The sequence below is a fragment of the Bartonella sp. CE47NXGY genome, from assembly GCF_042195415.1.
Classification (GTDB): Bacteria; Pseudomonadota; Alphaproteobacteria; order Rhizobiales; family Rhizobiaceae; genus Bartonella.
Window position 1 is genome coordinate 1 of record NZ_JBHIOI010000023.1, and the last position, 24,648, is coordinate 24,648.

Genomic DNA, 24,648 nt, shown 5'->3' on the forward strand with positions numbered 1-24,648 from the left:
TATACCATTTACGAATGTCATCGTAAAATGTCTTTCGTGTGCGTTAAGAGATATTTCTTTAAAACAAGTACATAAATATGCAATACAAATATACTAATATACAACATAAGTATATTTCTTTTGGAGCGTTCTTTACTTTTGTGCAAAACATGCCCCATTAGAGCAGCATTAACCAATCTTGCTATGAGATAAACGATCAGAAAACATTTTTATCTTCCGCCGCTCACCTTAAAGGACTAAGATCTTAACTCAATCGGCTCTGTACGCAGTCCGAATTTTTGTCAAACGATCTTCTCCTGACTTTCCCCTCATCTGCTTCACTTAAACGAAAGACTCAACAAATAAACCTACGAATATTCATCGTACACTAAAAAATACTTAAACGTTCCAAGAAAACTTATATGTCTTATATTACCGTTATAAATGACAGTGCTTTATAGCATAACAGGATAAAAAAAGTTTCCAGCAACACAAAACTTACAAAATCAATCAATAGTCCTTTTAAAGCTTTCTTTTTTAGGATTCACAATACTCCAACTCCTTAAGCTTTTATAAAAAAAGGAACGATTTTAAGCTTGCCGAATATGTTGTATCAGCATATATTACAGATTGTAACATATTGTTATTCATAAAATCACCTCAAAAAGAACAGAAAGAGGTTTTTATGGCTGATCTCGTAAAAGCCGCTATGCTTTATTCAACCTTGATTATCACCATCAATGCTTTTGTTGTTATTTTAGTTCTCGTAATAGAAATATACTAAGCATACTCTTTTGGCTTTTTATAATCTGTGCAAATGAGCATCTTAATTTCACATAAGAGCAAAGCAAAATTTTAATTCTACAGATAAACCACACACCCAATTTCAAACATCGCTTGCAACTATTTGAGTATAAACTCTGCTTTTTGTATGCATTTTTAACCATCAGTGTCCGTCTTTTCACGCTATCTTGAATCTCAACTTCACTCCCACCTTAAAAAACGAAATTTTCTATCAGATATGATCTGTAAATAATTTGTCTCTTTATTGAGTAAATTTCCCCTTCAGGGCATATCACAATTCTAAAGAATAATATTTCATGAAACTTATGATAAATCTATTGAACACCATCTTTACCCTTATGAAAGAATAAACCAGCAGCATCACACACTTTTTCAGCCCCAAATGTTGCCAACAAACCTTTAGCACTTGAGATAATTTATAAAAGGCATTTTTACGTCTTTCTTCAACAGTTTTTATCCACACGGCTCTCCCCGCTTGTACCATGCAAGAAGATGGTTTTAATTAATTCAACCGAGAACAGATTTGGAATAAGAGAAGCTTACGTTATTCGAGATCCTTATTCAACATAATAATAATTAAATTATTTTTATAAATCAAAGTGTTATTCAGAAAAACATTCATCACACACTCGAGAACAAAAAACACCTCATACGTAAAGTTTTATATGCGCTCCACCGCTCAACATGATAATATCACAACACAATTAAGATAAAAAAATAACAAGGAAAACCCTTGTAAACTCAGAAAAGAGAGAGGAGAAAAATGAAAAGATGTGGAGAGCGCTCAATTCCTCACACATCCAGCAAAACCGTCCTAGCAAAACTGTCTCACAACTTAACTAATGTTATAATATTCTCAAACCAAAAGAAATTTTTTAAAAATAGTTTGAGAAAAACATTTGAGTATGAAACGATAATAATTCTATTCAGAATGTTTTTCTCTTTATTAAAACAGAGAAAGTAATTTCCGAACAAATGTTTCCTCCTAATTTTTCCGAAATTAGCCGCAACACTTAAAGACGATCTTAGTGTGATGAAACATTTATTTGTGATAAAGGCAAAAAAACACCCCAAAGATAGATTTAATCTCATATTTTAAATACATGTAACCAAAACATTAAAAAATTAGCAGTAACACGTAACAACTCATTGGGAGGCAATACTATCTACAATTAAAAGCACTTTTGGGCTGAACAAATGACAGTATAGCATACGTTTACACAAAGAGTACTGATCGTAAACAACTAATTCTTGAAGCCATAAAAAGACTCTCTAAAAGTTAGAGAGAGCCTAAAAACGCAATAGAATCAAGAACTAAACAATTCCTTATTTATTGAACTGTATGTTTTTAATTAATGCCAAACATAAGTTCCATATATGCTTGTCTGGCATGTTGGCAATTTTTAGATTTCTCTATAGAAGATTGATCCAGCTTTTCACATTTTTTTGCCCACTCTTCGAGTAATATTTTATCTTTCTTAAATTCCGCTACGCTGTAGTTTTTTTCGCAACCAGCAACGACAAGTCCAGTACAAAGCAGCAATGCTGTAATAATAACTTTATTCATGATTTAATTCCCTTCCTTTTTATCTTCAGTTTTTTTCTCGTCATCATGTACAAAGCTTGAACCAGGCCAATCTCGGGCATGAACTTCACGATACGCTTTATCTGCATTTTTACAATTTTGAGAATCTAAATCCTCTGATATCATGCATTTCATTGCCCATTGCTCGAGTAATTTGGGATCCTTCTTAAATTCCGCTACGCTATAAGTTTTTTCACAACCAGCAACGACAAGTCCAGTACAAACCAGCAATGCTGTAATAATGGCTTTATTCATCAATAAAATTCCCCTTTTTTCAAATTTACAAAGTTTAGGACACAATTTAGGGCCTTAAAAAAAGTTCTACATATGCTTGTCGAAGGTTTTTACAATTTTGAGAGGATTTGAGCGGTGAATCATCGTTCTCACATTTCTTTGCCCATTCCTCGTATAATTTTTCATTTGTTTTAAATTCTTTTACACTATAAGTTTTTTCACAACCAGTAACAGCAAGTCCAGTACAAAGCAGCAATGCTGTAATAATGACTTTATTCATAATTTAATTCCCTTCCTTTTTATCTTCAGTTTTTTCTTGGTCGTCCTTTCCAGAGCCAAAAATTCCCCATTTTTTACGAGTTTCTAATTCAGCTTGTTCTGCGTTTTTACAATTTTTTGAATCAAAACTTCCTGCAATAAAACATTTCTCTAACCACTGATTGAGTAATTTGGGATCTTTCTTAAATTCCGTTACGCTATAAGTTTTTTCACAACCAGAAACGACAAGTCCCACGCAAAGCAGCAGCACTGTTATAATGATCTTGTTCATGATTTAACCCCTCTCTTTGTTTTATATTTTATTAACAATATCTTTGGATTCACATCCCCTCCTATATTGTGACCTTGCGTCTAATTTTCCTTTGCAAATACGTACACTTCCAACGCAAACATGTTAAATCATGAAAACTGCTTTCATTTATCAGACTTGTATTTGTAACATTATCTGCACGGCAGCTCTTTGTATTTGAAGTGTTAAAACTTCAGCAAAAATTCTGATATCTTGACATTCTCAAAAAGCTTTTTAATCATTTCTTTTCCTTCAAGAACCTCTTGGTAACGAGAAGCAGCACGATATCTTACCCAAAATTCGTCATGCCTATATCCATTGCAAATTCCCTGCAAACGAAAAAATACACCTTTTAATCAACAGATTGCGCTCTTATCATTTCTAAACCACCGGAAAAGAAAGAAAGCTTTAAGTCCCCCCTGTACTTTTTAAAAGCCAATAGAAATGCTAAAAAAGCGATCTTATACATTCCAATTGAAGAAAAAAGCCTATTGCCTTGCGTATCATTACAACTGGCATTAACTATTTAAGACTATAAAATCATATAAATGTAAGAAATATTGTCTATAATATGCTCAATGACTTCTTTTGTTTATTAGGAATAACTTATAGCGCGTCAATATCAGTAAATTTTACTTATTTTTATCCCCCCCCTTATAAACATGAATATAATTTAATAAAACGGATTGCTGCATAACAGAAAAAAATAATCAACGCTACTCTTAATTACATTATTTACGCATGTATTAAGTACAATAAACAAAAAAATAACCTGATGTTTAAAATCATTATCAAGATAATTTTTATGGAAGAATAAACTTATCTACTCATCTAGCGGATAAGATCACAAGTAGTATGATGATTATCACATTTATAGGGAAAAGTTTGAAACGGAGAATTTTTCGCAAACTCATAGCTGCTTTCATGCGATGATACAGAACCTTATGAGAAACAACTTGAATGAAGCAACCATCGTGAAAAAGGAAGAGCACTTTTATTATTAACTTCGTATAAAAACAATCGATATCATCTCTAGAAAAAGCACTCAAACCAACGAAATTATCGTATCATTTTTTACACTTTTCCGTATTTTTGTGAAAGCAATTCGCGGACCTCATCAGCTATTTTAGTTCCACGACTTGCACAACTGACCTTAATCAACCGATGCAAACTTTCTGGTATATCAATCGTGAGGCGCTTCATACCTCCACTCATGCTCCCTTTGTGGCTTCCTACCCATGCATCCGCTGTTAAAGGGATTGATTTATTGGTTGGTTTTGTGCCGATTTTAATTTTTTTATTCATCGTGCTAACTCCTTGATTTCCGCTGCAACCGCTTCAATCTCTGCTGCTGCTGGTCCTTGCTTATCAACTTCATAAACCGCCTTCCCCTGTGCTGCTGCTTCTGCAAAAATCACACGCTGCGCAACGCTAGAAGAAAGAACATGTACGGGGTATATGCCAAGAGCTTCGTTCACATCACGCCCTATCGCTGTATTGACGATTTTACGATTAATAACAAAAGCAGATTTGAGATTTTCTTTATAAACACGTGCTTCGTCAATCAGCTTTACAATTCCATCCGCTGCCCAAATATCATAGGGACTAGGCAAAACAGGGATAAGCACCAAATCCGAAGCCATAAGAGCACTACGAGCAAGATCAGTTACACGCGGAGGACCATCGATAATAATATGATCATAACCATGACCAATCTGTGTAATCTCTTTGTGAACCGTTGCACGCGGTAAACCAATAACCGAAAACAAAGGTGCATCTTCACGCGCAGCAGCCCAATCCAATGCGCTTCCCTGTGGATCAACATCAATAAGCAATACCCGTAGACCGGTACGGGCAAAACTGGCCGCAAGATTAACACTCAACGTCGTTTTTCCGACACCTCCCTTTTGATTCAAAAGTCCAATAATCATTTATTACGCCTTTCAGCATTATCGTTTTTACGATTATACAGAAAGTAATAAAAGAAACAAGCATCCAATACGTGCAAAATAATCATTTCTCCCATTTTCAGGATAAATAATAATAGCCCGCAATTTTTTATAATATTCTTTAACATGAGCAAAACATTATGAAGATGATATTCTTGAAAATAACAAAATAAATTTAAAAGAGGCATGCTCTTCCCCCCACCCTAAAACGAAGATTCTTAAATCCATGTCGATCTGTAAACAATGCGCTGTAAATGATCCAGCTTCTTATTTTGCACCGGCCTTTTGGGATTCTCCCTTCATGCAATCCACTTAATGCAACTCTACAAACAAGCTCCACTCTGAATATACAACAAACTATAAGGAGAATTCATTGTTTTGCACGTTGAATGAGAGAGCCGAAATCAGGAAGATTCTCTCATTTCATGCCTCTTATATTAAATTAATCAAAATCATATCTCTTGTACGTACAAGCAGAGCTGGCGTGTGGGTAAAAACTGTACAAGAAAGGATTTAAAATGCTTCTTATGCAGAATCTCAAGTACCAAGAACTATTACAATATTGGAGGTTGGCAAATATAACAATGGTACCGAATTCCTTCTTCATAAGCGTAAAAAGGGTGGTGATCCATGAATTTTATACTCTTTGACGCTCGACAGAGTAAAATGGGCTTAAGAGAAATAAGGGTACCTCTAGCAAGCGCGTAAACAAACAACACAATGAAATGTCTATGCTGAGTAAACACTATAGATTATCCATAAAGACCAAACATCCGTCTTTTATAAGATCGCATAACGAACATGTTGCGGAGTGAGATATTTTGCATCTTACAGCTCATTTTTCCCAAATAGATCTTCTCGACAAAAAGAATATTTTTGTTAAGATGCCACTGAAAAACTTACCTTCATTATGTTCTTTCTATATACCAGACCAGAGGGTATCGTGAAGATCATGCAATTGGGAATAAACAAAAATGAATTTACAACAAATTGAACCTGATATTTTTATCAGCGCCCAACTTAGCATAGAAAATATCAAAACATTGGCACAAGCTGGTTTTAAAACAATTATCTGTAACCGCCCCGATCACGAAGAGCTCCATCAACCTGACTTTTCTAGCATTAAAACGGTCGCAAATGAATATGGCATAAAAGCCTATCACATTCCCATTTCTCCTCCAACTATAGAAAAGTCAGCTGTTGAAGCCATGCAAACAATTTTAAAAACAGCCTCTCTGCCTCTTCTTGCCTATTGTCATCACGGATCACGCTCGCTGCATCTTTATCGTTTAGCGCGTCTTTAAACAGAGGGTTCGCACATTTCCTACGCACCTTAAAAGACGAAAATTCTTAAATACGCATCGATTTGTAAAAAACAATCTGTCAATAATCTTTGTTTTGCGCCTTTCCTTTGGCTTGCCACTTCATAAAACTCTACAAGCAAGCTTTGCTCCTCAATATACAACAAGCATACACACCCGAAGCCATAAAAATGCGTGAAAATTCATATGATGATCGAAGAAAATTATTTTCACCTCACCTTTTATCACTGCTCCACCTTCTTTTTCTCTTCCTTTACCAATACGAGCTCATTCGTACGCCACAGACACCTAAAACGACAGTAAAACCACTAAGAAAACCCATATTCCGAATAAACGGCATGCAGAGTATTTTATAAAAAAGCCGTAAGCCATAATCTATGATTAACTGCGACATATTGATTTATAACAATTAATTATTTTGCACGTTGAGTGATAAATCCTAATACCGTAAGATTCTCTCAAGTCTATTTATAGTGAATCAATCAAAAGCGTGTTTCTTGCATGTCACAAGCAAGAAATATTCGTGTGAAATAAAACGAGTTAAGAACAAACTCTCATAAACGCTCTCAAATAGCCAAGACTGTACAACACTAAAGGCTTGTCAATATAACGGATGGTGTCGGATTGCTCTTTTATTAGGCATAAAGATGATAGCGCTCAACGGAGCTTTCAAGATACCATTCATGAGAGCCATCATGAAAATGAATATGGGAAGCGTTGAGAGATATTTCTTCAAAAGAAGCGCATAAATTAGCAAAACAAGGATATTCCAGCATTTTATTTTACCTGTGGGGCGTGATATCCTATTCAAAGAACAACAAAAGCCTGAAGCTGTTATTTTCATGATTTAAGAGATATTGCTCTGGACCCTTTTGAAAGTAGCAAAGCCGAATTTAAAAAAGACTGTCATCTGGACTGATTTTCCCCTTTATAACTTCATATTTTTTCCCAATAAGGCTGTAAACCGGTTTCAGAGATTACGCAAATGGATAATGCAATAGGGCTCTCCTCATCTAGCATACAAAAGCTGTAACAGTAGAGAGAGCATTAAAGCACCTTAATCCTTATCTCAAACATACTGCTCGCGTTGAGGAACACTAAAGAAAAAGTTTTATAAGAAAAACAATACGATACAGTCACGAATAGACCGAACATAGATTGGAAAGATGTTCTAACTTTTATCCAATATTTCTATCAAAAAACAACAAAACATTATTGGCTTTGTGTTTTCATATCCTTACAAGACTGTCTTTCCTTTTCATTATAGGCGTTACATTTGTGAAAGACAAAGGAAATATATGGATAGTTTTTAACTTGAAAATCTGAAAGATTGACGTGTTACGACAACAAAATTGTGCCTTTATCCATCAAAAGCATTAGAAATTTTGAAACAATACACCTGCTTTCTCGCAATGATTTCTTTTATCTACAATCAATCGCAGTCTCCTTAATATGCATTCCCCATCACAATATACAAGAGAAACGAAACTTAAAGCATTTTCCAGCAGCTTCATTCTCGTTTACGTGATTGGTCAGCACGAAAACTGCTGCTGACCACTAATCTTCTTCACAAGACTCGACAAACAAAACTTTTTTAAAAATATTCATTACATAATACAAAATATCACATGCGTAAGGTTACACGAACCAACTCTCATCATAAACGATGATACAGCATAAATGACATAATAAGCCAAATTAGAAAAAAGAAACAATAAACTTTTAAATAAAAAAAGTCATCAATTAAATTTTATCAAACTATAAGCTTAAGATCGCAAGAAATTTTAAAAACAGCCTTTCTCCTTCTTCACGTCTATTATTGCTAAATAGGCTGGTTGCTTATTCTTTACTGCATCTTTTATGATAAGTTTTAACGTATCAGAAAGAAACAAGCAGTAAAGTTTTGAATGACAACAAAAACCATAACGTTAACTTTGAAAAAAATGATGCCAAAATCAGATCTTCAGATATTCGATTCTCCCTCTCAACAACGGAAAAAACATATATTCCACGATGTTTTGGAATATATCTTTGTGATTATAATCACTTTAAGTGCTATTTTTACGGCTCTTCTCTCTTTTTCAGATCAGTTTAGGACATATTTTTAAAAGTAAGCAGCCTATCCAACGTTGATAATGGTTGTACTGTCTTTAAAATTTCTTTTGCTTTTTTTTCATCACGATGCATTTGCGCAATCAAAGGTTCAAGCCCATCAAATTTTTCTTGTCCTCGCAAAAACTGGAAAAAAGAAACGATACAGCTTTCCCCATAAAGGTCGTCATTAAAGTCAAACAAATAGGTTTCCAAAAGGGGCGCCCCATCCTTAACAACCGTTGGACGACAACCAAAGCTTGCAACACCATCATACAAAACACCGTTCGCACGACGCAAACGTACCGCATAAACACCATGAGCCAAACGAACTTGGGGAGGCAACATTTGATTAGCGGTAGGAAATCCCAAAAGACGTCCAAGTTTTTCACCTTGAATAATATTGGAGCGTATCCGATAGTGATACCCTAACAAATGGGCTGCTTTGTCCACTTCCCCTTGTGAGAGAAGTTGCCGAATAAAACTCGAGGAAATGATCAAAGATTGTGACTCTTGAGGACGAGCAACGCAAGGAACTTGCACAACCTCAAATCCATATTTCTCTCCCCTTTGGCAAAGAAGATGTACATTTCCACTTTTCTGATGACCAAATTGAAAATTTTCGCCTGTCACCACAACTGAAACATCAAAAACTTCCTTTAAAAACGACTTAATAAATTCGTCCGCTGAAAGAGCGGCAAACTGTGCATCAAAGGGCTGTTCAATCACGCCGTCAAAACCAAGGGTTTTAAAAATTTCAGCTTTTTCAGCTGCCTCTGTCAAACGATAGACAGGAGCTGAATGTTGAAAAAAACTTCTTGGATGGGGTTCAAACGTTAAAACAACAGATGGTTTCTTTTTTATACGCGCGAAATCAAGTGCTTTTTGCAACACCACCTGATGCCCACAATGAACACCATCAAAATTTCCAAGTGCCAACACTGCTCCCCGCCAAGCCGAGGGAAACATATGAATTCCCTGAAGACGCAAAAAATTAGTCATTACTGAAGTGCCCACATGATTGCTTGTGGTTTATAACCATGATGTTCAAGAAAAGAATGCAAAGCTTGCTTATCAACCACACCCTTTTGCGTATAATCATAATGATGAATCCCCCCCATAATATAAAGGGCATCAAGACCAAAGTGAGCCGCCCCCTTAATATCCGTTAAAAGACCATCACCAATAGCTAAAACTTGACTTTTTTCTACTGTTCCCCGTATTTTTTGAAGTTTTTCAAAGGCACATTCATAAATAGGCGCGTGAGGTTTTCCAGCAATGCGCACTTCCCCCCCTAATTGTTGATAAAGACGAGCCAATGCACCAGCGCACCAAAATTCTTTATTTCCATAATGGACAATCACATCTGGGTTTGCACAAATAAAAGGTAAATTCCGCGACCGCATGCGACGAAACATCTCCTCATAAGCAGAGGGTTCTTCGTCAAAATCTTCAAGAAAACCGCTACAGACGACAACAGACGCCTCCCATTCTTCAACAAATTCACACTCTAACCCTTCAAACAGCACCAAATCACGTTGTGAACCAATGAAAAAAACTTTACGTGGAGCAGTCTGAATGAGATCGCGCGTTACATCCCCTGAAGTGATAATGGCATCATAATAGTCGCTATGAACATTCATGCTTTGTAATTGAGCAGCAACATCTTCCTGTAGCCGAGGAGAATTGGTTAATAAAATGACAGTTTTTCCCATTTGTCGGATTTTATACAACGCCTTCAACGCTGGTTCAAATGCATGTACACCGTTATGCACAACACCCCACACATCACAAAAAATAGCATCATAATGCGCTATAATAGTCTCAATATGGGTAAGTTCATTCATGGAGCACCTATCTCTATTTGTCATTTAAAGCTGTCTTTTACTTCAAAACTACTTACCGAAAGATAATACTTGTGTCATCTGCTTTCTCAAACCATATCCCAACTTTTTATCGTCTATAGAGATCATAAGAAATAATAAAATAACTAAGTTATCATTAAGTTGTGCAAAATTCTAAAATGCTTGATAGCAAAAGCTTATCATTCCCCAATGCTATTTTTCTCATAAAAATTTTAATTCTAACAACAACGACGTTGATAGAATTTTTTATCTAAAATACTCAAATTCTTCACTGAGAAAATAAACGTATCCCCCTCTTAAAAATATGCATCATGAGAAAGCCCAATATATTTTCTCATTTCAAATTTGTTTATATTGAATCAATCAAAACCTATTCGCTTACATATTATAAGCAGAGAGCGTACAGATAAAAACACGTGAAGAAAGAAAAAATAGCTCTTAGGCTCCCTTTCAAAGGCAAAAACTGTCGTAATATTTTGAACTGGCAGAGAGTATGTGTCGTCCGAGCATCTTTTTTTCAGTAAAGATAGCAATATAGCTTTTATCCCATTCATAGAGGCTTTTACGCTACATACTTTACGAAGCACCATTGTAAAATAGGCGCTAACATTGAGAAATATCTTCTAAAACAAACATGTGAATATACAACAATAAGATCTATAATGTTTTGAGTTTATTTTGCATGAGGGCTCTTTACTCATAAAAGCTTTCCCCTATCATCATGATATCTCAGACGCATCAAAACAAGTCATTTTGATTATTGGTTAAGGACAGCACCGTAAGCGGTGACTTGAGCTTAAAAACCAAGGTTTACCTTCGTAAAATGCATATCTGATGTCATGAGTTGAGTAAGCAAACCTTAAAACTTTGAAAGGCAAACAACCTCCTATTTTAAAAAATCTATCCGTCTCAAGAAAAACTATTTTTATTGCCAATCTCCTAAATTTACTTTATGAATCGAAAAATGTTTTGATCGCATACGCAACGATCAAAAGGGGTCTTGAAAACCCGAAACCCTAGCGTAAAAATAAACCCACTATGTGGGTATCCCGGAATTCCGGGAGATTTTGCTATGTCCAGGTGCTCCAAGCACTAAAAGCAAAATGCTGACTAGGGTTCAGTGTTTTCAAGCTCCCGGAATACCAATGCGAGGGCGCTCGCACCTGGAGGGGGAAAATGCAAGCTCAAAATCTTAATATTGATCTTTTTGTAGGCAAAAAAATTCGCTTTAGGCGAAAAGTGCTAAAAATGTCTCAAAAAACATTAGGGCATCATTTAGGTGTCACTTTCCAACAAATCCAGAAATATGAAAAAGGCTTAAATCGCGTGAGCGCAGGACGTTTAAAGGAAATTTCCGATATTTTGAATGTTCCACTTGCCTTTTTTACACTGATATCATCAAAAAAGACAACGCCCCGTACCATTATGATGAAATCGCCTCGAGCAAAGAGGAATATTTGCTTTTAAAAAGTTTTAGAGTCCTCACATCTGTCAAGCAGAAAGCGATTTTAAACTTAATTTGTGATCAAAATTAAAACGCTTTAAAAGCATAGCTATAAAGTGCTACACACCCTATTCTTGTCTTTCTCCCCACACCCCAAAAGGATGCCCCCCTCCTCAAACCGGTTGATAAACGATCCGCCTTTTCAAAAATAGCTCCTTCTCAGCTTCCCATTTCATATGGTTCCTTTCACAAAATTATATAAACAAGCCCTCCCTTGAATATTCATCACACTCTCTTATCAAAATACCCCATGTATAAAGTTTTATGTCTTATATCACCACACCCGCAAACAATAGCGTTTTACAGCACAACAGAATAAGTATTTATCTGTATTTAAAGAGTGGCCCCCTTTTCGCTATGGACGCTCTATTTATTTTAAATGATGTACATTTAATATACCTGCTATTAAAGACTTAGTATCTGTTATAGAGTCTTAAAGGCATATTTTCCCTCTAAAATCTCAATGCTACACCAACTCTATCATAAGGCAAAACATTGATTTATAAAGACAATTTATTATTTTACATGTTGAATGAGAATCCAGAATATCGTAAGATTCTTTCATTTCAGACTTGTTCCATGTTGAATCAACCAAAACTATATCTCTTGCAGGTTACAAGTGGGAAGAGGCGTATGGATAAAAACTATTAAGTAAGAATTAAAAATGCCTCAAACGAACCGTCTCAATTACCAAGAGCTGTAAGCAACACCCACAAGCTGACAAACTGTGTGATGGTGCAAGGCTTACTCCGTTATGAAGCGTAAAGATGGGGGGCTCAATGGATTTACCCTTATACCCTTTACGAACAGCGTCGCAAAATAGGCTTGGATACCTTGAGAAATATTTCTATAAGACAATGCTATCCTGTTTTCTCATGATCATAATCCTCAATCTAACAAAGATGAAACAAACAATAGGATTGCGAATATGATTTGGGGAGCTCATTTGAAAGATGAAAAATGATAAAAAATCCGCTATAACAATTGAAGAAGCGAGCATTCGTTGAGCCGTAACTTCTTTATTTTAGAATTTTTATATCACACTTTACTGTTGAGATGCATGACCACGGTCTGTAACATCAAGCTTTGGCGAGAAAAACATTTCAGTATCTGCTTGTAAGACATTTTGACAATTTTTAGATTCCTTAACAGCTTGTCCTGAAAGAGAACACTTCGTTCCCCATTCTTCTCTTAATTTTGCATCTTTTTTAAAATCTTCTAGGCTATAGTTTTTTCACACCCCAAGACGAATAATAGAGTCATGCATAATAAATAATTTTTTTCATTTTACTCCTCTTTAAATACCTTATCTGTTAATATCATCCCCCCAAATGAGGGTTGAATTTTCACACTGTATGAGAATACAGCCTCACTATCACTTGCTTGCTTTCAAAGTGAATACTCTGAGTAAAATAACGCAAGAAGAGCTCACAATAGCCATCGTATGAGTTTGTCATAAAATACAATGAGAAGGGAAAGAGCCCAAACTGAATACAAATGATGAAATCAGAAGACGCATTAATGCTTTTGTCCAACTGATTTCAAATAGTTACATTGCAATAGGCATCGCCCCTAGCCCTATAGAAAGCCTATGAGCATTATAATACTTAAATCTCACGATCAATGGACTATGCAGCCATAACAAAAAAGTATGAGCTCTTTTTACCTATTTGTATGTTGATTATTGTTCCTCCATCGAGGCCTAAATAGAAACGTTTTGTGATATATAGAAAACAATCAGCAATGCAAATCATTTTACGAAGATTTCTTCGTGTAGAGTCTATTTGAAATCCATCCATCATTTGGAAGTCTGAATTTAAAAGCAGATAATTATGAAAGCTTTTCAAGGAATGCAACAGATTGATCACTTTTAAAGAAGTAAAAAACGTGATCCAATCCTGAAGACAAAATTCTGATGAAAAAACTTTTGCTATGAATTCTTTTAAGGCATTGTGAAAGATTTTATCCATTATATCAAACGTTACACCATTTTTGGGTCTGTTTATTTTTTACTTTTATCAACACCGCTCTAGAAATCCGTTTCTTGAGCGTTTTTTATCGCCTCACTTCTCCTTCAAACACAAATACTCAAAAATGCTTTGCCACCAACAATGACATTTTCCTGCTTTTATAAAACACATAAGTAAAAATAGAGAAGTGATTTTGAAAGCAACCCTACCTTGAAAAGGGAATTACCATCCATTTACTTCCTAAACGAAAATAATCTCACCGTTTATTCAAATTTGCTCTACGATTTGGTACAATTTTATTGATAAAGTTTTCTCTATAAAAATTTAAGTAAATATGTTCGTTAAAACCAATCATGGACTAGCAAAGGGGTTATAGGATCCATTATCTCGCCGCCATTTTAAAGGTTCAGTGAAATCACTCGACCAAAGACCAATCTTATTGCCACGTGCTTTTTCTTCCGCATGATGATACTGGGCTGGAATAGAATTTTTCCCCTCTTTTGAGAGTACCAACATACCTTCTTTAAGACCTTCCTCAGCTAAATCAACCCCTTGAACAAAACATTGTGCATAATAAACACCATTGTGCATCAAAGCCTGTTTACAGGATAAATCCTGCCCAAGTGTTTTGGTGACAAGCCAAGCCGTTGTAACCGCACCACAGGGCCATTCTTGATCATTTAATCTTGCTTTTTGACGGGGTGCACATGTGTCCACACCATAAAGATGAATATCACGGGAGATATGTGAGCGCCAAGATTGTGCAGCAGGCGTCAGTAATTTAAATGTAACCCCACTTGTAACAGAAGCCTTACCATGAAAAACAACAGCATTATTTGCAACATCATTTAATGAAACACTCTTCTGCAAATCGAGAGCTGGTTCATTTTTTTCTAATTGCTGTTTGGTGATAGATCTACCCAACTTTTTTTCTTCTCGATAGAGATCGACAATATCTTGGATATCTTGCGTCTCAAATGTTTTAAGAATGCTGAAATCCATTTTATCTTTATATTGGCTTAATCCCCACACCGTAGCCCCCATAATGTAAATAATAACAATCAATTTAAATAGCATCTCTTAACACGCTCGCTCAAAAAATTCGTTTTTTTCCTATCATGTCAGATTATTGATCAGCAATCCCCTTGTTTTTAAAGAAAAAATCCAAATATAAGTGTTGCAGATTAACTACATTTTGTAAAGAATGATATTCTTTCTTTCATTATTTTAATATTGTTATTTTTACCAATATACACAACTTAAAATTGCCATTTTCATGTAACACAATCTCAATTTGAAAAGACTTCTGTCTCTTTACGAAGAAGAGCTTGAGAGTGAACAGATCCACGATCAAGGCTTTTAAAACAAACAAACGAGAAGAATTAAACTGTCATCAAATGACAGCACTTTCCAGTTTGTTAGAGGCAATGGAATGTCGACATATGAACAAATATTATTTGTTAAAGAGAGGTAAAATGACAGATAATAGATTCCAAAACATCATTTTTATCGTGACCATGCTGCTTTTTACGGCAGTTTTTGTATCTGATTTTTCTTATGCTGCTTCTTCTACTACTGGTGGAGGTGGTCTGGGAAATCTTGATGGTGTTTTAGGCAACATTGTCACAATGATGACGGGTCCAACGGCAAAGCTTATTGCTATTATATGTGTTGCTGCTGTGGGGATTGGCTGGATGTACGGCTTTATTGATTTACGCAAAGCAGCTTACTGTGTTCTGGGGATTGCTATTGTTTTTGGTGCCCCTGCTCTTGTCGGTAAATTAGCGGGCACAACATAAATGAACGAAGATACTCTTTTCCTTGCCTGTACGCGCCCAGCCATGTTTGCTGGTGTTACAATGGAAGCCATGGCGCTCAATGTCATGGCGACATCCATTCTTTTCATTTTGACCAGTGATTTTACCATGTTTGGTCTTGGGATTGGGATACACTTTATTTTGCGAGAAGTGACAAAGTACGATCACAACCAATTTCGCGTATTATTTGCATGGCTCAATACCCGAGGAAAACAAAAAAACCTCAACCGATGGGGAGGAGGTTCAACCTCCCCTTTACGCCTTATCCGCACTTATAAGGAACTAAGCTGAAGGAACGAAATTGGTGAAACAGATGTCAATAATGAAACGGGAAACTTTGCCTGAAGAATATATTCCCTATATACGCTACATCAACCAACATGTCGTTGCTTTAAATTCACGCTGTTTAATGGTTGTGATGGCTGTTGAAGGTATAAATTTCGACACCGCGGATATTGATCAATTAAATTCTTTACACAACCAATTAAACACCCTTTTAAAAAATATCGCAGATGAACGGCTTGCTTTATATTCTCACATCATCCGCCGCCGTGAAACGATATACCCAGAGGGTCATTTTCTTTCATCTTTTGCAACAACATTAGATGAAAAATATAAAAAGAAAATGGTTTCGCAAGAACTGTATAGAAATGATCTATTTATTTCACTGCTTTGGAATCCGGCCGCGGATAAAACAGAAAAGCTGGTTTCATTTTTTCAGCGCTTGAGCAAAGCGAAGAAAACACAATCTGAGCCCGACGAGGAAGCTATTCGTAAACTCGAAGAGTTAAGTCAAGATCTTATGCAAGGTTTGGAAGAGTATGAAGTCCGTCTGCTATCCATCTATGAACATGAAGGACTTTTATTTGCCGAACAAAGTGAATTTCTCCACCAGCTAGTAGGGGGAAGACGTGAGCGTATTCCTCTCACATTTGGAACTATTGCTTCAACAATTTACTCGGATCGTGTTATTTTTGGGAAAGAAATTATCGAAATTCGCCATGAAAGCAATGAACGCTTTGTGGGCATGTTTGGATGGAAAGAGTATCCTTCTAAAACACGCCCAGGTATGACTGATGGTCTGCTTACGGTGCCATTTGAATTCATCTTAACACAATCCTTTGTCTTTAAAAGTAAGGCAGCCGCCAGTGCGATTATGAGCCGCAAACAAAATCAAATGATCAATGCAGCTGACCGTGCTAGCTCACAAATCGATGCACTGGATGAAGCGCTAGATGATTTAGAATCAAACCGTTTTGTTTTGGGAGAACACCACATTTCTTTAGCTGTTTTTGCTGATCATCCTAAAATATTGTCTGAAAACTTATCAAAAGCACGTTCCCATTTAACCAATGGAGGAGCCGTGATTGCCAGAGAAGATTTAGGATTGGAAGCAGCATGGTGGGCACAGCTTCCTGGAAACTTTAGCTATCGTGCGCGTTCAGGCGCCATTACCAGCAGAAATTTTGCCGCTTTATCGCCCTTCCATTCTTTCCCTGTTGGCAAACTGAACGATAATGTTTGGGGAGCTGCTGTCGCATTGCTAAAAACACAGGCTGGTTCACCTTACTATTTTAATTTTCATTATGGCGATCTTGGAAACACATTTGTTTGTGGTCCATCAGGATCTGGTAAAACAGTGATTGTTAATTTTCTTCTTGCACAATTACAAAAACACAATCCAACAATGGTTTTTTTTGATAAAGATCAAGGAGCAGAGATTTTTGTACGGGCTGGAGGAGGGAAATACAAACCTTTAAAAAATGGGCAGCCCACGGGTATTGCTCCCTTAAAGGGCATGGAATACACCGAAAAAAATAAAATCTTTCTTCGTAATTGGATCTTAAAGCTGGTGACCGCTGAAGGGCAAATCGTAACAGAAGAAGAGCGACAAGATATCGCCAAAGCCATTGATTCCTTGGAAAACTTACCCCCAACCCAGCGCTCTCTTGGTGCCCTTCAACTGTTTTTTGACAACACATCCAAAGAAGGAATTGCCATACGGCTGCAACGCTGGATTAGAGGCAATGATTTAGGATGGGTTTTTGATAATGACCAAGATGATCTCAATTTAAATGCGCAGTTCATTGGCTATGACATGACCGATTTCTTAGATAATGAAGAAATTCGGCGCCCCTTAATGATGTATCTCTTTCACCGCATTCTTGATCTGATTGATGGGCGGCGCATCATTATCGTCGTTGATGAATTCTGGAAAGCTTTAGAAGATGATTCATTTAAAGCTTTTGCGCAAGATCGGCTAAAAACAATTCGTAAACAAAATGGCATGATGCTCTTTGCAACACAAAGCCCTAAAGATGCTTTGAACTCAACAATCGCGCACACAATCATTGAGCAATGCCCCACCCAAATATTTTTTCCAAATCAAAAAGCAAATTACAATGATTATGTCGAAGCTTTCAAACTTACTGAGCGTGAATTTGAACTGATACAGTCAGAGTTAAGCAGAGAATCCCGTCGTTTTCTCATCAAACAAGGACAAAGTTCCGTCGTTGCAGAACTTAACTTACGTGGAATGAATGATGAGATCGCCGTTTTAAGCGGCACAACAAAAAACATTGAACTCATGAATGAAATTATCAACGAATATGGAGCTGCCCCTGACAAATGGCTGCCCATATTTTATCAAAGGAGAAAAAATCAATGAAAAAATATGGCTTAGTTACACTGTTATCTTTTTCTTTTATTTCTCATGCAATAGCGCAAACAACATCTGATGTGGATGAATATTATAAACAAGCACTCGAGAACACACAAAAATTAGATGCTGCAAAATCAGAAACAGCTGAAAACATTTATAAAAGCGCAACTGAAACTGCAAAAAAAATCAAAGACATAAGTCAACAACTTGAAAATATTAAATCAAAACCAGACACAAAACCAGAAGAATTGCAAGCCCTTCGACAAGATCTTCAAGTAAAGCTTTCTCTTCTTCAAGCCGATCTTCAAGTAGCTTCTTTAAAACTTCAGTCTCTTGATATGATTCAAGCAAGAGATACGAAGACAAAAGATGAATTACGTGAAGAAAAGGAACAAAAAAAGCATAAATATCTTGAGGCACAATTAAAAGAAAAAGAAAAAGAATTAAAAGAAAAACTTGAAAGTACAAGTACAAATGTCAGACTTTAGTTTTTCTCCCTTTGAAAGCGTTTCTGGGTATATTTTAAAACCCCTTGATAATGTGATGGACACGACGGTGAGTGGGCTGTCTTCTGCTATTTCAGCGCCCTTAAATCTCGCCGCAATCATTTTTATCTTTCTTTATGGCTATAATGTTATGACAGGTCGCGTTGCGCTTTCCATGCATAGTCTTCTCAATAATGTTGTTAAAATCGTTGTTGTTACAACAATGGCAACGAATGCGGATACATTTAATACTTATGTCAAGGATATTTTCTTCAATGATTTATCCAATGCTATTGGGAATGCGCTTAACAGTAATCCTGCAAGCTCCAATGTTTTTGATTATATTTTGTTAAAGGCAAGTTCGCGTTATCAAGAAGTCTTATACAATGCTTGGTTTTTTGAAAAGATCATTGTGGGTCTTCTTGGTTCTATCATGCTTCTCGCGGTTATTCTTTTTTGTATAGGTGGTTTTATTGTGCAAATGTTTGCACAAGTTGCACTCGTCATGATTATAGGTCTTGGGCCTCTATTCATTAGTTTGTATTTGTTCAATGCAACGCGAAAATACTCCGATGCATGGATTACAACTTTGATCAATTTTACCATTTTACAAGTTCTCGTAATCATGCTTGGAACCATTATATGTCAAGTTATCCTACAGGTTCTCAAAGTTTCATATGAATCAATTTATGTTCTTTTTCCCCCTGTCATCGTCATTTCGATCATAGGAGTTATTATCTTCCGTGCGCTTCCTGGTATTGCAACAGCGCTGGCCTCTGGCGGACCATACTTTAACGCTGGTGTCTCTTCAGGAGGACAGATTTTTACAATGCTTTCCAATGGTGCAAGAGCGAGTGGCAATGCAGTAAAAAGTGCCACTTCACAAATCTCAGGAGCTGCCGGTAACGCTGTTAGAAGTGCGGCAGGGGCGGCAGCAAAAGCAGGTAAATCTGGAGGCGGTCGTGGTCGATTTTAAGATAAAGCACCTCTTTAAAAGAATAAGCATTTTTGTTTTTGCCTTGTGTGCGCCCTTTGGCGTACACGCCATGATCCTGTTCCAGATAAGATCTAACATCTTGGGTCTAACAATAAAACCAATCAAAACCTTGCATCACATAAACTTGTAAAAATGTTCAGAACAAAGGCTCTCATGCATTGTATTCCAAGATATTTGTGAGTTCAAAAAATGAAACGAAAAATAACTTTTGTTATGGTCCTAACAATCGCTCTTACTGGTTGTGCCTCTTTGAGTGGCCCTAAAAAACCACCACGCTGTAATGGCAAACATACACGCGCTTTAAATAAAGATAAGTGGAATTGGGACAATAAAAACATTGTCTACCCAGAAAAGAGTGTAAAGCCTGTTACCACTCCCATCATTCTCAATACTTTGGAAAGTGAAAAAGTAACAGCCAATTCAGCTTTATTAAAGCCGGTTATTCATGAAGCACGATCTGATAAAACTGTGGAGGTTATGCGTGAAAAGTGATGCCCTTGAAGAATATATAAAAGAAGCGCGCTCATTTGACATTGATCGCATGCATAGCATGCGCGTGCGGATGAAAATCTCCATGGCTTTAACAGTGCTTTTTGGATTGATGACAATTGCGCTGGCTTTAGCTGTCGCAGCTTTGACACCTTTGAAAACGGTAGAGCCTTTTGTTATCCGCGTTGATAACTCAACAGGCATTATTGATACTGTAAGCGCCCTAAAAGAATCCCCTAACGACTATGATGAAGCGATAACGCGTTATTTTGCCAGCCAATATGTTCGCGCTCGTGAAGGTTTTCAAGCATCAGAAGCAGAAAACAATTTTCGCTTAGTCTCTCTTTTATCTTCTCCAAAAGAACAAAACCGTTTTGCAAAATGGTACGCGGGCAATAATCCAGAAAGTCCGCAAAATATTTATCATAACATGATTGCTACGATCACAATCAAATCAATCTCTTTTATAAGTAAAGATCTTATCCAAGTTCGTTACTATAAAACGATCAGAGACTTGAATGAAAAAGAAAATATTTCCCATTGGATTTCAATCTTAAATTTTTCCTACGTGAACGCACACATTTCAACGTCTGATCGTCTTATCAACCCTCTTGGTTTTCAAGTATCGGAATATAGATCTGATCCAGAGGTGATAAAATGATCAGACTTTTACAAACAATCTCTTTAATTTTTACGATCACTGTCAGCTTTCACACAGCTCTCTCACTTGCGGAAACAGCGCCTGTCAGTGCACGTAAAGATAACCGCATCAGATTTGTCAATTATGACCCCTACAACGTCGTACAAATCATTGGCTCCATTCGCTCTTCGGTTCAACTAGAATTTGCCGTTGATGAAGAAGTAACCTATGTAGGAATTGGAAATTCGGTTGCTTGGCAAGTTGCACCGGCTGGACACTTTGTTTTTCTCAAACCACGTGAAGTTCAGCCTGTGACCAATTTACAAATTGTCACAAGCCGCCAAGATGGAACACAACGCTCTTATCAATTCGAGCTACAAGTCCGTGAAGGCGATGTTTCAGCCGGCAATGAGACGTATTTCTTGGTAAAGTTTCGTTATCCAGAAGATGAAGCCTTACGTAAGAAATTAGCCGAAGCAGAAAAAGAAAAACAACGTGAAGAAAACTTTGTCAATGATATTTTAAATATCCATGAAGATTTTGGACCACGCAATTGGGCTTATGAAGCTCAAGGCTCATCTCTTATTGAACCTGCTTCTGTCTATGATAATGGGAAAACAACAACCTTTACCTTTTTAGGCAACATTGAAATCCCTGCCATTTACATTGTATCGCCTGATGGGCAAGAAGCGCTTATTCCCAAATCGATTAAAGGCAACAAGGTTATTGTTCATGCAACAGCTGCACAATTCACGCTACGACGTGGGAATGAAGTATTGTGCATCTTTAACAAAAGGTTCGTACCAAAAGGAATTAATCCTGAAACAGGTACGACATCACCATCTGTACAACGTAAAGTGAACCTAGGAAGCAGCCATGAATAACACCGTGGATGAAAAAAGCATTAATGATCGCGATACAATAAAAAATGCTCAAGGGAAAAGTCAACAGAACAATGTGGGGAAAGCTATTGCTCTTATTATTCTTTTCAGTGTCTGTCTTTATTTAGCCTATTCAACACTTGTTACAGACAAAAAGCAACCAATTGAATCTTCAAAAGAAGGAAAAGTTATAAAACAAACAGAGCTTTTTCGTCCTGCAAAGCCTACCCCTCCCCCCTTTGAACAGCCTCAACGAAATAACGCTCTATTACCAAAAGTCGAGCTACCAACACCAAACATCAATCAATTAAATTCTGATAACTCACTGCTGGAAGCAGCACAACGTGCTCCTGTATTAGCTTATGCAAGTACACAACAAGGCAAAATAGATTCACAAACAAATAATGGTGCTTTGCCTCACCAACTTGAAAGCAAACCTGATGAAACGACACAACGTTTTAATCATCTTCTCAAACCCACAGTGCTTGAAGGTATTCGTGCTTCAACCCTTGGCAATCGAAACTACATCATCGCGATGGGAACTTCTATTCCTTGTATTTTAGAAACAGCCATCAACAGTGATCAACAAGGTTTTGCCAGTTGTATCATCTCCAGAGATATCTTATCAGACAATGGTCGTGTTGTGCTTCTTGATAAAGGCACCCAAATTGTTGGTGAATATCGCGCCGGATTGAAAAAAGGCCAAACACGTCTCTTTGTACTATGGAATAGAGCAAAAACCCCCAATGGTATCATTATATCTTTAGCTTCACCGGCAACGGATGCTTTAGGGCGTTCTGGTATGGATGGAGATATTGATAACCATTGGCTCGAGAGGATTGGGTCTGCGCTTCTTGTCTCACTAATAAAAGATGCAACACACTATGCCAATAAACGTTTATCAAAAAAACAGGAAAAAGAAGAAACTGAAACAATCTCTTCAGGACAAAACATCGCAAACATTCTCGTAGAAAATTACGCCAATATTCCTCCAACATTATCCAAAAACCAAGGGGAAATGGTGAATATCTTTGTTGCCCGCGATTTAGATTTTTCCAGCGTTTATAAATTGAAAGTCATCGAAAACAAAAAACAGATTATCAATCGAGCTGTTTCAAGAAACTTTTACAAAAATTCGGCGGTAACTTTAGAATGAACTCAAACTTACATACCATGAGCGATGAAACCGTTGCGATTGTTCTCACAAAACTTGAACCCATCAGTGCTTTTTTGAAAGATGATAGACTCTTTGAAATTGTTATCAATCGTCCCTATCAAGTCATGACTGAAGGATTTGATGGATGGAAAACAATAGAAGCACCGGGGCTCTCTTTTAATGAGCTTATGGGGATTGCGAAAGTTGTCGCATCCTATTCCAAGCAAAACATATCGGACAAAAACCCAATATTATCTGCAACGCTACCAGGCAATGAGCGTATTCAAATTGTCATTCCGCCCGCTGTCGAAAAAGACACGATTAGTATGACAATTCGTAAACCGTCATCGCAGAGTTTTTCTCTCGAAGAGCTCGCAAATAAGGGCCTCTTCTCGCTCTGTGAACAGATCTCTTTCACACCCTTGAATGACTATCATTCTCGTTTTAACGAACTCAAAATCATCGAGCATAAATTAGCCAATGCCTACTGTAATAAAGACTTTGTCTCTTTTTTAAATCAAGCTGTAGAATGCCAGAAAAATATTTTAATTGCGGGAAAAACCGGTTCGGGTAAAACAACATTATCAAAAGCATTAATCGCAAAAATCCCTCAAGAAGAGCGTATTATCACCATCGAAGACACACAAGAATTGGTGATACCACACCCTAACCATGTCTCAATGTTCTATTCAAAAGATGGACAAGGCTTAGCCTCCGTTGGCCCCAAAGAGTTGCTTGAATCATCTTTACGGATGCGTCCTGATCGTATTCTTTTGCAAGAACTTCGAGATGGTACAGCCTTTTATTATATCCGCAATGTCAATTCAGGCCATCCAGGTTCCATTACGACGGTTCACGCATCAACAGCCCTTGCAGCCTTTGAGCAGATGACCCTTTTGGTCAAAGAAAGTGAAGGCGGTGGTGATTTAGAGCGTGATGATATTCGAGGCCTGTTGATTTCAATGATTGATATCATCATCCAATGCAAACGGATTGAAGGAAAATTTAAGGTCACAGAAATTTATTACGATCCCTTCAAACAACGAAACATCTTTGGAGGTGACTAAAAGAAGATCACACCGGCTGCCAAAGGTTCTTTTAAAGCAACGATTGCAAATAAGAGAAAAAATGCATGAAAATCAACGAAACAGAAAATAGAGAAAACCTTTTATCGATGACAGAAGAAGAATTAAAAAAACGCCGTGAAGCCGTTGAAGCAGCCATCAGCACCCATGCGATAGAGGGAGTAGCGCTTCATCCTACAACACTCAAAATTTTAGAAGAATACGCAAAGGGGAATATTTCACTCGAGGAATTTAACACTCTTATGGATAACGTAAAATTATAAGGAAGCTACAATGCCAAAAGCAAAAGCAAAGACAAAAAATATACAGACAGTTTCTCCCCATCATTATGTCTACCCAAACACCACAACACTCAAAAATAAATATGGAATAAAAGACTTAAAATCCTTTCTGGAGAAATGCTCACATGATACAGCAGAAGCAATGGTTAATCTGCGTGAAGCCCCCTTACCAGAAAAGTTTGATAGCTCCTATCTATGCTCTATTCATCACCACTTATTTAAAAATACCTTTGAATGGGCTGGATATCTGCGCCATCTCCCCTTTACATTTGAAGATGGCACCA

21 protein-coding genes and 3 pseudogenes are annotated in these 24,648 nt (G+C 36.9%); 14 read left to right on the top strand and 10 right to left on the bottom strand.

What is annotated here, in order from left to right; all coding sequences use genetic code 11:
• Positions 1 to 2,131: 2,131 nt before the first annotated feature.
• From ACFIL3_RS07015 to parA, 6 genes are all read right to left on the bottom strand, one after another.
• Complete coding sequence (locus ACFIL3_RS07015) at positions 2,132 to 2,350, bottom strand: EexN family lipoprotein (protein WP_375612202.1); 219 nt, start codon at positions 2,348 to 2,350, stop codon at positions 2,132 to 2,134.
• A gap of 3 nt (positions 2,351 to 2,353) precedes the next feature.
• Positions 2,354 to 2,623 (bottom strand): EexN family lipoprotein, encoded by a 270-nt coding sequence (locus tag ACFIL3_RS07020; RefSeq protein WP_375638605.1) that lies wholly within the window; start codon positions 2,621 to 2,623, stop codon positions 2,354 to 2,356.
• 46 nt (positions 2,624 to 2,669) lie between these two features.
• A complete protein-coding gene (locus ACFIL3_RS07025; RefSeq protein WP_375621543.1) occupies positions 2,670 to 2,882 on the bottom strand; it encodes an EexN family lipoprotein in 213 nt (70 codons plus the stop codon).
• A gap of 3 nt (positions 2,883 to 2,885) precedes the next feature.
• The gene (locus tag ACFIL3_RS07030) at positions 2,886 to 3,152 is read right to left on the bottom strand and encodes an EexN family lipoprotein (RefSeq protein WP_375681977.1); all 267 of its coding nucleotides are present in this window, start codon (positions 3,150 to 3,152) and stop codon (positions 2,886 to 2,888) included.
• A gap of 1,092 nt (positions 3,153 to 4,244) precedes the next feature.
• Complete coding sequence (locus ACFIL3_RS07035; RefSeq protein WP_273790969.1) at positions 4,245 to 4,475, bottom strand: plasmid partition protein ParG; 231 nt, start codon at positions 4,473 to 4,475, stop codon at positions 4,245 to 4,247.
• The gene (gene parA, locus ACFIL3_RS07040) at positions 4,472 to 5,101 is read right to left on the bottom strand and encodes a ParA family partition ATPase (RefSeq protein WP_375612200.1); all 630 of its coding nucleotides are present in this window, start codon (positions 5,099 to 5,101) and stop codon (positions 4,472 to 4,474) included. The genes ACFIL3_RS07035 and parA overlap by 4 nt, the downstream gene beginning before the upstream one ends.
• 992 nt (positions 5,102 to 6,093) lie before the next feature.
• Between parA and ACFIL3_RS07045 the strand changes: the two genes are divergently transcribed.
• Positions 6,094 to 6,423: a TIGR01244 family sulfur transferase gene (locus ACFIL3_RS07045; RefSeq protein ID WP_375610590.1), complete on the top strand. Its 330-nt coding sequence runs from the start codon at positions 6,094 to 6,096 to the stop codon at positions 6,421 to 6,423.
• Between the two features lie 2,109 nt (positions 6,424 to 8,532).
• Here the strand turns inward: ACFIL3_RS07045 and ACFIL3_RS07050 are convergent.
• The gene (locus ACFIL3_RS07050) at positions 8,533 to 9,534 is read right to left on the bottom strand and encodes a bifunctional riboflavin kinase/FAD synthetase (RefSeq protein ID WP_375653193.1); all 1,002 of its coding nucleotides are present in this window, start codon (positions 9,532 to 9,534) and stop codon (positions 8,533 to 8,535) included.
• Entirely contained in the window at positions 9,534 to 10,379 is an 846-nt protein-coding gene (locus ACFIL3_RS07055) for a TIGR01459 family HAD-type hydrolase (RefSeq protein ID WP_375681978.1), read from the bottom strand. The genes ACFIL3_RS07050 and ACFIL3_RS07055 overlap by 1 nt, the downstream gene beginning before the upstream one ends.
• 1,194 nt (positions 10,380 to 11,573) lie before the next feature.
• On the opposite strand from ACFIL3_RS07055, the pseudogene ACFIL3_RS07060 reads away from it, so the two are divergent.
• Positions 11,574 to 11,932 (top strand): annotated as a pseudogene (locus ACFIL3_RS07060) (helix-turn-helix domain-containing protein).
• 1,014 nt (positions 11,933 to 12,946) lie between these two features.
• On the opposite strand, the pseudogene ACFIL3_RS07065 reads toward ACFIL3_RS07060, so the two are convergent.
• Both ACFIL3_RS07065 and ACFIL3_RS07070 read right to left on the bottom strand, forming a co-directional pair.
• Positions 12,947 to 13,075, bottom strand: a pseudogene (locus ACFIL3_RS07065) (hypothetical protein); the annotation flags it as partial.
• Between the two features lie 1,147 nt (positions 13,076 to 14,222).
• Positions 14,223 to 14,948 carry a hypothetical protein gene (locus ACFIL3_RS07070; protein WP_375612195.1) on the bottom strand — a complete coding sequence of 242 codons (726 nt, stop codon included), beginning with the start codon at positions 14,946 to 14,948 and terminating at the stop codon, positions 14,223 to 14,225.
• A gap of 398 nt (positions 14,949 to 15,346) precedes the next feature.
• On the opposite strand from ACFIL3_RS07070, the gene ACFIL3_RS07075 reads away from it, so the two are divergent.
• From ACFIL3_RS07075 to ACFIL3_RS07130, 12 genes and pseudogenes are all read left to right on the top strand, one after another.
• Complete coding sequence (locus ACFIL3_RS07075; protein ID WP_375613587.1) at positions 15,347 to 15,670, top strand: TrbC/VirB2 family protein; 324 nt, start codon at positions 15,347 to 15,349, stop codon at positions 15,668 to 15,670.
• Positions 15,671 to 15,979: a type IV secretion system protein VirB3 gene (locus ACFIL3_RS07080; RefSeq protein ID WP_273723684.1), complete on the top strand. Its 309-nt coding sequence runs from the start codon at positions 15,671 to 15,673 to the stop codon at positions 15,977 to 15,979. It begins immediately after the preceding gene.
• A gap of 22 nt (positions 15,980 to 16,001) precedes the next feature.
• Positions 16,002 to 18,356: a VirB4 family type IV secretion/conjugal transfer ATPase gene (locus ACFIL3_RS07085; protein ID WP_375612194.1), complete on the top strand. Its 2,355-nt coding sequence runs from the start codon at positions 16,002 to 16,004 to the stop codon at positions 18,354 to 18,356.
• On the top strand, positions 18,353 to 18,838 hold the full coding sequence (locus ACFIL3_RS07090) for a type IV secretion system protein VirB5 (protein ID WP_375612193.1): 486 nt from the start codon (positions 18,353 to 18,355) through the stop codon (positions 18,836 to 18,838). The genes ACFIL3_RS07085 and ACFIL3_RS07090 overlap by 4 nt, the downstream gene beginning before the upstream one ends.
• Positions 18,825 to 19,811, top strand: a complete 987-nt coding sequence (locus tag ACFIL3_RS07095; protein WP_375610597.1) for a type IV secretion system protein — start codon at positions 18,825 to 18,827, stop codon at positions 19,809 to 19,811. Before ACFIL3_RS07090 ends, ACFIL3_RS07095 begins: the two co-directional genes overlap by 14 nt.
• 210 nt (positions 19,812 to 20,021) lie before the next feature.
• Positions 20,022 to 20,324 carry a type IV secretion system protein VirB7 gene (locus ACFIL3_RS07100; protein WP_375610598.1) on the top strand — a complete coding sequence of 101 codons (303 nt, stop codon included), beginning with the start codon at positions 20,022 to 20,024 and terminating at the stop codon, positions 20,322 to 20,324.
• Positions 20,278 to 20,982 (top strand): virB8 family protein, encoded by a 705-nt coding sequence (locus tag ACFIL3_RS07105; RefSeq protein ID WP_375610599.1) that lies wholly within the window; start codon positions 20,278 to 20,280, stop codon positions 20,980 to 20,982. The genes ACFIL3_RS07100 and ACFIL3_RS07105 overlap by 47 nt, the downstream gene beginning before the upstream one ends.
• Complete coding sequence (gene virB9, locus ACFIL3_RS07110) at positions 20,979 to 21,845, top strand: P-type conjugative transfer protein VirB9 (protein WP_375612192.1); 867 nt, start codon at positions 20,979 to 20,981, stop codon at positions 21,843 to 21,845. The genes ACFIL3_RS07105 and virB9 overlap by 4 nt, the downstream gene beginning before the upstream one ends.
• A complete protein-coding gene (gene virB10, locus ACFIL3_RS07115; RefSeq protein WP_375627908.1) occupies positions 21,838 to 22,998 on the top strand; it encodes a type IV secretion system protein VirB10 in 1,161 nt (386 codons plus the stop codon). Before virB9 ends, virB10 begins: the two co-directional genes overlap by 8 nt.
• The gene (gene virB11, locus ACFIL3_RS07120) at positions 22,995 to 24,065 is read left to right on the top strand and encodes a P-type DNA transfer ATPase VirB11 (RefSeq protein ID WP_375627906.1); all 1,071 of its coding nucleotides are present in this window, start codon (positions 22,995 to 22,997) and stop codon (positions 24,063 to 24,065) included. The genes virB10 and virB11 overlap by 4 nt, the downstream gene beginning before the upstream one ends.
• 65 nt (positions 24,066 to 24,130) lie before the next feature.
• On the top strand, positions 24,131 to 24,346 hold the full coding sequence (locus ACFIL3_RS07125; RefSeq protein ID WP_375612189.1) for an antitoxin VbhA family protein: 216 nt from the start codon (positions 24,131 to 24,133) through the stop codon (positions 24,344 to 24,346).
• 10 nt (positions 24,347 to 24,356) lie between these two features.
• A pseudogene (locus tag ACFIL3_RS07130) lies at positions 24,357 to 24,648 on the top strand (adenosine monophosphate-protein transferase); the annotation flags it as partial.

What these genes read in the sequence shown, in the direction of transcription:
- ACFIL3_RS07015 (WP_375612202.1), bottom strand. Translation starts at nt 2,350, where the DNA reads ATGAATAAAGTTATTATTACAGCATTGCTGCTTTGTACTGGACTTGTC.
- ACFIL3_RS07020 (WP_375638605.1), bottom strand. Translation starts at nt 2,623, where the DNA reads ATGAATAAAGCCATTATTACAGCATTGCTGGTTTGTACTGGACTTGTC.
- ACFIL3_RS07025 (WP_375621543.1), bottom strand. Translation starts at nt 2,882, where the DNA reads ATGAATAAAGTCATTATTACAGCATTGCTGCTTTGTACTGGACTTGCT.
- ACFIL3_RS07030 (WP_375681977.1), bottom strand. Translation starts at nt 3,152, where the DNA reads ATGAACAAGATCATTATAACAGTGCTGCTGCTTTGCGTGGGACTTGTC.
- ACFIL3_RS07035 (WP_273790969.1), bottom strand. Translation starts at nt 4,475, where the DNA reads ATGAATAAAAAAATTAAAATCGGCACAAAACCAACCAATAAATCAATC.
- parA (WP_375612200.1), bottom strand. Translation starts at nt 5,101, where the DNA reads ATGATTATTGGACTTTTGAATCAAAAGGGAGGTGTCGGAAAAACGACG.
- ACFIL3_RS07045 (WP_375610590.1), top strand. Translation starts at nt 6,094, where the DNA reads ATGAATTTACAACAAATTGAACCTGATATTTTTATCAGCGCCCAACTT.
- ACFIL3_RS07050 (WP_375653193.1), bottom strand. Translation starts at nt 9,534, where the DNA reads ATGACTAATTTTTTGCGTCTTCAGGGAATTCATATGTTTCCCTCGGCT.
- ACFIL3_RS07055 (WP_375681978.1), bottom strand. Translation starts at nt 10,379, where the DNA reads ATGAATGAACTTACCCATATTGAGACTATTATAGCGCATTATGATGCT.
- ACFIL3_RS07070 (WP_375612195.1), bottom strand. Translation starts at nt 14,948, where the DNA reads ATGCTATTTAAATTGATTGTTATTATTTACATTATGGGGGCTACGGTG.
- ACFIL3_RS07075 (WP_375613587.1), top strand. Translation starts at nt 15,347, where the DNA reads ATGACAGATAATAGATTCCAAAACATCATTTTTATCGTGACCATGCTG.
- ACFIL3_RS07080 (WP_273723684.1), top strand. Translation starts at nt 15,671, where the DNA reads ATGAACGAAGATACTCTTTTCCTTGCCTGTACGCGCCCAGCCATGTTT.
- ACFIL3_RS07085 (WP_375612194.1), top strand. Translation starts at nt 16,002, where the DNA reads ATGTCAATAATGAAACGGGAAACTTTGCCTGAAGAATATATTCCCTAT.
- ACFIL3_RS07090 (WP_375612193.1), top strand. Translation starts at nt 18,353, where the DNA reads ATGAAAAAATATGGCTTAGTTACACTGTTATCTTTTTCTTTTATTTCT.
- ACFIL3_RS07095 (WP_375610597.1), top strand. Translation starts at nt 18,825, where the DNA reads ATGTCAGACTTTAGTTTTTCTCCCTTTGAAAGCGTTTCTGGGTATATT.
- ACFIL3_RS07100 (WP_375610598.1), top strand. Translation starts at nt 20,022, where the DNA reads ATGAAACGAAAAATAACTTTTGTTATGGTCCTAACAATCGCTCTTACT.
- ACFIL3_RS07105 (WP_375610599.1), top strand. Translation starts at nt 20,278, where the DNA reads ATGAAGCACGATCTGATAAAACTGTGGAGGTTATGCGTGAAAAGTGAT.
- virB9 (WP_375612192.1), top strand. Translation starts at nt 20,979, where the DNA reads ATGATCAGACTTTTACAAACAATCTCTTTAATTTTTACGATCACTGTC.
- virB10 (WP_375627908.1), top strand. Translation starts at nt 21,838, where the DNA reads ATGAATAACACCGTGGATGAAAAAAGCATTAATGATCGCGATACAATA.
- virB11 (WP_375627906.1), top strand. Translation starts at nt 22,995, where the DNA reads ATGAACTCAAACTTACATACCATGAGCGATGAAACCGTTGCGATTGTT.
- ACFIL3_RS07125 (WP_375612189.1), top strand. Translation starts at nt 24,131, where the DNA reads ATGAAAATCAACGAAACAGAAAATAGAGAAAACCTTTTATCGATGACA.